The sequence below is a fragment of the Liquorilactobacillus sicerae genome (genome assembly GCF_029916425.1).
Taxonomy (GTDB): Bacteria; Bacillota; Bacilli; order Lactobacillales; family Lactobacillaceae; genus Liquorilactobacillus; species Liquorilactobacillus sicerae.
In genome coordinates, this window is sequence record NZ_JAHAVQ010000232.1 from 1 (window position 1) to 451 (window position 451).

1 protein-coding gene is annotated in these 451 nt (G+C 42.4%); it reads right to left on the bottom strand.

The features are described 5' to 3' along the window. Positions 1–451: NAD(P)-dependent oxidoreductase (locus KH893_RS12175; RefSeq protein WP_281166325.1), on the bottom strand; the 451-nt coding region annotated here is incomplete at both ends.

Here is a 451-nt window from a genome sequence, read left to right on the forward strand (position 1 = left end):
GTGTATGAAAAGTGATTACATCAGCTCTTTTTAGAGCATCGTCCAGATTTGTATAATCTAAAAAAGCTTCATTTTGGGCATGATAAACCGGATCAACTGCCAGAACTTTCGCTCCAAGCGCATGCAGCATCTCGGCCAAGGCCGAACCAATCCTTCCAGCTCCAATAACGGCAACAGTTAGATCATGGATTTCCTTTCCTTGTGGAGCCGAAGACCACATCCAATTGCCTGATTCAGTGGCCCGATAATATCTTTTGTTATTGCGAATCAAATTTAACAGCTGTGTCAAAGTATATTCGGCAATCGCTCTCGGAGAATAAGCTGCAACATTTGAAGCACGTAATCCGACTTTGTGGATCGCTTCGATATTTAAAATATCATAACCAACCTGGCGAATACTGATTTGTCTGATACCCAATTCGGCCAAACGCGAATAAACAGAATCAGGGAT